At 38.3% G+C, this 6,193-nt stretch carries 5 protein-coding genes; all 5 read right to left on the reverse strand.

The window, feature by feature from the left end:
* A partial coding sequence (locus EO95_RS11080) for a PAS domain-containing protein (protein ID WP_048134746.1) occupies window positions 1–1,173 on the reverse strand: 1,173 nt, incomplete at its 3' end.
* Between the two features lie 247 nt (window positions 1,174–1,420).
* Entirely contained in the window at window positions 1,421–2,020 is a 600-nt protein-coding gene (locus EO95_RS11085; RefSeq protein ID WP_048134747.1) for an MBL fold metallo-hydrolase, read from the reverse strand.
* Window positions 2,021–2,025: 5 nt separating this feature from the next.
* The gene (locus EO95_RS11090) at window positions 2,026–2,673 is read right to left on the reverse strand and encodes a protein-glutamate O-methyltransferase CheR (protein WP_048134749.1); all 648 of its coding nucleotides are present in this window, start codon (window positions 2,671–2,673) and stop codon (window positions 2,026–2,028) included.
* Between the two features lies 1 nt (window position 2,674).
* Window positions 2,675–3,304, reverse strand: coding sequence for a CheR family methyltransferase (locus EO95_RS11095; protein WP_048134748.1), 630 nt, complete (start codon window positions 3,302–3,304; stop codon window positions 2,675–2,677).
* A 377-nt stretch (window positions 3,305–3,681) separates the two neighbouring features.
* Window positions 3,682–6,193, reverse strand: a 2,512-nt coding sequence (locus EO95_RS16790; RefSeq protein WP_052733574.1) for a methyl-accepting chemotaxis protein, incomplete at its 5' end; no start/stop codon positions are given.

Here is a 6,193-nt window from a genome sequence, read left to right on the forward strand (position 1 = left end):
AGAAGCTTTTATATCCGAAGCTGCTGTGCCTGCATGCCTCGAAAGGTTCTCTGAACCGGTTGCGATCTGTTCGGAAGCCGTTGAAATTTGCTGCATGCCCATATTCATCTGGCCGACAGCTTCTTCGGACTGCTGAGCGTCTTCCAGGGTTGTGAGCATGGCTGCTAAGACATCTTCAATAAGGGATTTATGATGAACTAGAAGCCCATTGAAATCATCGAAAATTTTACCGAAGTCGTCGTCCTTGATTTTTTCCAGATGGATATCGAGATCTCCCTCTCCAAATCTTCGGATACCCTCTCCAAGATCCTTCAGACAGCTATTAGTATAATTTAAAAGATTCTCAACTTCCTTTTCTTTCTCTTTCATCTCTGTCATATCAGTTATGACTGTGAGAGTGCCAACAATAATGCCAGCCTCATCTTTTACTGGTACAGAGGAAGTTACTGTAAATAGCGGTTTGTCCTGAGCCTTAAGTTTAAGTGCCCGTTCAAGATTATAAACCCCCTCTCCAGATTCCAGAACCTTTTCAGCAAGTGATTTTTTAGTACTGCTCTCCATTAATTCGGAAGGCGATATCCCGATCGCTTCATCCGCACTCCTTAACTTGCAAATTTCCACAAAATATTCATTAATATACTTTATTTTTCCGGAAGCATCTGAATAAAATGCAAGCGATGGCTTTGGTATGCTGCTAACAATCGCTCTTTGAGATTCTTCTCTCCGTTTTACATGCAGAGTCACATCTAAGAATACCCCGTCAATATAAGCGATGTTTCCATTATCATCTTTCACCGGATGAGCCTGTTCCTGAACAAATACTATACTCCCATCTACTTTTTTGATTCGATATTCAACCTGATAAGGAGTTTTGTTTTTCACCGCTTTCTGTGTAGTTTTATCGATAAGGGAAAGGTCCTCTGGAAGAACAATATCAGACCACGAGAATTTTTGGGAAATGAAATCCATTTTAGAATAACCGGTTAGTTTCTCCACACTTTTACCGATGTACTGTATAGACCAGGAAGAATCATTCGAGACTCTGAAAACAGTTACTGGAAGGCTATCTATTAGCGAGCTTATCTCTTTCGCTTTTAGAGCTTCATCTCCAACTAAATTTTTTAGTGAGTCTTTTTGTTTTTGTGTTTCTAAATCATGACCTATAGAAGACATATTAAATCAATCCCCTAATGATTTATATAATAACTATGATTATAATTAGAGGAAGTATTTAAGTGTATAGGTGAGAAAAAGAAACTTTCCACTTAGCCAGCACCCCCCGAAACTGTTAAACTAAGTTATAACAGTGTGTTGATAAAAAACAGACATATTAACTCATAAACCTCAGAGTATGCCTTGGCATAAGAATAATGAAAATTAACAAGTTGCCTGAAAAGCAGGCAACTGCGTAAGTCCTATATTAAATTATTTTACTATTGTGAATTATGTTGAGAGTTGTTTGGAGTTTTTCGTTGCATCTATTATCCAGTGGAGGGCCATGACCATAAAAAATCCTGGAAACATCTTTTGTGCAGAGATATTCCATAGATTTTACATAATTTTCCTCAAAAGTCCAGTTATTTGAGTTAAGAATTACGCGTGTATCGCCGACAAAGAGAAATCCGTTTTCAGAACAATAAAGGCAGATAGAATCCTGGGTATGCCCCGGAGTATGTATTACTTCAAAGAACTTATCCCCGATTAAGATTGATTCCCCACCTTTTAGCACAACATCCACTCCTTTGAGATAAGGTGAAAATGCATAGACTTTAGGAGAATAAATTTCTTTTACTGTTTTTAAAAGCGATGTGTGATCGTAATGATTATGTGTGAGAACTATTTGATCAATCAGTTTTTTACCAACGCCTTTTGAGATCTCATCAAATTTTTCAAAGATGATATTGTCACGGCCAATATCAATGATTGTGTTCAGATTGCTAAGAGAATTAAATTCACCCTGTATATAATAGACATTACATGTATACGTTGTCGGATTTTCGGTAAGGTTAATTACCTTCAATTCATTTACACTCCTTTAAAATTTACCGTGATTTTTTTATATATCCGGGCATTGCTTATGAATTGCTCAAATTGTTCATGCGATGAAACGGGAAGTTTTTGCGTTTGTTCTGTAATGAAAAACCCACGATATGAGAGCGAATGGTAAAACATATTTATAATGTCAGTACTTTGTTGCTCTGTAAAATGAAGGAGCACATTTTTACATAAAATTATATCAAATGGTCTTTCAATTATGGGTTTTAAAGACAACAGATTATGCCAAATATATATTATATGCTCTCTTATTTCCTCAGAGATGAGGTAATTGCCCTGAATATCTGTATCTTTAATAAAATTGTTCAAAAACATCTTTTCCGGAATTTTTTGAAGGGCATCCTGCGGGTATGAACCTTTTTTGATGATATTTTCAAATCTGTTGTTTGGATCAATATCTGTTGCGTAAATCCGTATTCGGGAAAATATTTCTTCGTCAAGAATTTCCTTTAAAAGAATTGCAAGAGTGTAGGGTTCCGCGCCGTTTGCACAACCTGCGCTCCAGATATTGATATTCTTGTTGCTCTTATGGTCTTCATCCTCAAGAATCAGAGGAATAAGGATATCAGGGATCATTTTAAGAGTTTGAGTGTCCCTGAAAAAGTAAGTTGCACCCATATTAAACCCTTTTTTCATTTACGCGGCATATTTTCCGGTAAAGGTTTTGTTCTGGAAGTATTCTTGTGAAATGACCGCTTAGATATTCAGGAATTTCCTGTGAAATTTCACATAATAGAAATCCATCATCTGTTAAGGAATTGTAAAACATTTTTACTACATCCACCTGTTCTTTATAATTAAAATGCTGGAGAACATGTTTGCATATAATTAAATCAAAATCATATCCGATGGAATTTAAGGACAAGAGATCATGTTTCTGGTAATTTACCTTCTCTCTTAAATTTTCTGATATAATGTAAATATCCGGATTTTCGAGATCCTGTACAAAATATTTTTTCAGGGTATTGGAGGGAACAGAGGAAATCTGATTTTTCTTGTAAGTGCCTTCTTCGATGATTTTTCTGAATCTGTTGCTGTTATCAATATCGGATGCAAATATTGTTATTTTTTTAAATTGTTCATCATTGAGCGTCTCTTTTAAATGAATTAATATTGAGTAGATTTCCGGACCGTTTGCACACCCGGCATCCCATATTTTAATAGTTTTTTTTCCGGAAATACTGGACAGTACATACTTCGGAATTAGTTCTATTGCATCTAAGTCCCTGAAAAAAAAGGTGAATGCCATTTATTATCAGATTCCTGTTTTTATTTCAGACTTCAATCAGGTTGTCATCCGGTATTCTAGCTATATCAATCCAGATGATGAGGTTTTCAATGTTATTCTCCATTTTCCCCGGGTTTGATAATGCCCCTGACAGACTCGAGGCTTTTTAATATTTTAGGGGTTTTTGATTGATTACAGCCGGAAGAGGCTGAAAATAAATCAAAATTTTGACGCCCCCAGAAAACATAAAAAATATCTAAATCCGGTGCCTTTAGCACCGGATTTATCGACATCACCTCAACAATTTATTTCGATTTCTTTTAAATGGGATGCAGGATATGATGTATTTCCAATCTGAAACTTGACAACATCTGTCATTTCCATATTGAAAATCTCCATTATACCCTGAATTTTTCCATGTCGGACTTCAGACTGTTGGAAAGGTCGGTCACTTCATGAATCGCAGCTCCAATTTCTTGAATTGCCGCACTTGTCTCTTCTGCAATTGCTGCAAGAGATTCCGACTCTTTTTGTGCCTCCCTTGTCATGAGGTTTCCTTCTTCTGAAGCCTTTACAACCTTTGTTGAGATTTTTGCCTGATTATCGATCGCTTCTGTAATCTCGCCAATATCTTTTGTTACCTGGGCAGCATTTATAATGATTGTATTGAGGGCATCAAGGGTCTTATTGACACTATCAACACCGTCAATTATCTCTTTATTGGCAGCATTGATAGCATCTGCAGTTTTTTTGCTGTCTCTTTGTACTGAATTCACAACAATTTCAATATTATCTGTTGCATTTCTTGCCTTTGATGCAAGGTTTTTGACCTCACCTGCAACAACAGCAAATCCTCGCCCGTGTTCTCCTGCACGTGCAGCCTCAATTGCGGCGTTTAAAGCGAGCAGGTTTATCTGGCTTGTAATGTCATTTATGAGTTTTATGACATTGTCGATCTGTTTTATTTGTTCTGTGAGGTTGTTTATTCCGTTTACACTTTCCTTGGCAATCTTTTCAACACTTGCCATCTTCAGGTTTGTATCTTTGCCAAGCACCTGTGCATCCTTTCCGATACTCACAACCTCATTTGCAACAGAGAGAATCACCTTTGATTTACCTGCAATCTTTTCAGTGGATGCTGACAGATCGACTATCTCTCTATTGATGCCCTCTATTTTATAGAGAAGCTCTCTGGTCAGTTCAGAACTCTTCTGACTGGATATTGCAACGCCTTCTGACGCCTTTGCAACCTCATCGGCACCTCTGCTGGCTTCATCGCTACATTCTACAACCTGCATGGTGACAGATTTTGTAGATCCTATAACTTCACTCACAGAAATTCCAATGTTATTAAGAACATCCTTGAAATTTACGAAATCCCCCTCAACATGAAGTTTTTCATCAAGCCGGGCTCTAAAGTTTCCATCCGAAAATTCATTTGAAACTCTTATTGCTTCATTCAGAGGACCAATAACGGCATCAAGAGTATTATTAACACCGCCTACAACCTTACGGAAATCACCTTCATGACGGCTAACATCTGCACGGGTATCAAGCTGGCCTGCAATACCGGCATTTGAAAGCATGACAGCATCTTCTACAAGGTTATTTACAGCGACGATACAGGTGTTCAGATTATTCTTGATCTCGTTGAAGTCACCGTTATAGTTCTCCTTAATCAGCTCAGGAATATCACCACGGCTGATACGTTCAACATATTCGGCAGCAACATTCAGAGGGCCAATAACGGCATCAAGAGTATCATTGATTCCTTCCACAATCTTTCTGAAATCTCCCGGATGCTGAGAGGCGTCTGCCCGAGTATCGAGTGCTCCTTTTATTGCAGCTTCAGAGAGCATTTCTGTATCTTCAACAAGATTCTTGATAGTAGAATTGACCTGGGCAAGCTTTTCATTAATTAGTACAAAATTTTTATGAGCATCAATGGTATATTCATCGGCCTTTGATACGTCAATATGAAGATCCGTGTTACCATTACTCAGCTTGTCCAGATTATTCCCAAGTTTCCCAACTTCACTATGGAGATAATTTGCAACTCTTACTACAGCAGTCTGATCCTGAACAAATTCAAATGCACCGGTGACTTCTCCCTTCTGATTCAGAATGGGAATGCCGGCAGTTGAGATTTCATATTCTTTATCCAGTGGTTTGGTCTGGGTCCTGCTGGTCGTCTCAGAAACTGATTCCATTGCTCGGGCACAGGGGCAATTTGGAGTATGGCAATCGCCTGTATTGAATAGCGAATGACATTTCTTGCCGACTAATTCTTTTTTAGTTGAGCCTAAAAGTTTTGCTCCAGTTTCATTCATATAGAGAACATTAAACGATTTATCGATTGCCTGCAACGTCAGAGGCATACGGTCAATATACCCAACAAGGGTATCAAGGGTTTCATTGACCCCCTCCATAATTTTTCGGAAATCCCCTTCATGACGGCTAGCGTCTGCTCTTGTGTCAAGTTTTCCTCCAGTAGCAGCATCAACCAGCAATCCTGCATCAGAAACAAGATAGTTTACAGCAACAATACAGGTATTCAGGTTATTCTTGATCTCGTTGAAATCACCTTTGTAGTTGTCCGTAATTGGCTCAGGAATATCACCACGGCTGATGCGTTCAACATATTCGGCAGCAACATTCAAAGGACCCATAACAGCATCAAGAGTATCATTAACTCCTTCCACGATCTTTCTGAAATCTCCCGGATGCTGAGAGGCGTCTGCCCGAGTATCTAGTGCTCCGTTTACTGCAGCGTCAGAGAGCATTCTTGTATCTTCAACAAGATTCTTGATCGTAGAATTGACCTGGGCAAGCTTTTCATTAATTAGTACAAAATTTTTATGAGCATCAATGGTATATTCATCGGCCTTTGATACGTCAATATGAAGATCC

Source organism: Methanosarcina sp. 1.H.T.1A.1 (genome assembly GCF_000979295.1).
Classification (GTDB): domain Archaea; phylum Halobacteriota; class Methanosarcinia; order Methanosarcinales; family Methanosarcinaceae; genus Methanosarcina.

What these genes read in the sequence shown, in the direction of transcription:
- EO95_RS11090 (WP_048134749.1), bottom strand. Translation starts at nt 2,673, where the DNA reads ATGGGTGCAACTTACTTTTTCAGGGACACTCAAACTCTTAAAATGATC.
- EO95_RS11095 (WP_048134748.1), bottom strand. Translation starts at nt 3,304, where the DNA reads ATGGCATTCACCTTTTTTTTCAGGGACTTAGATGCAATAGAACTAATT.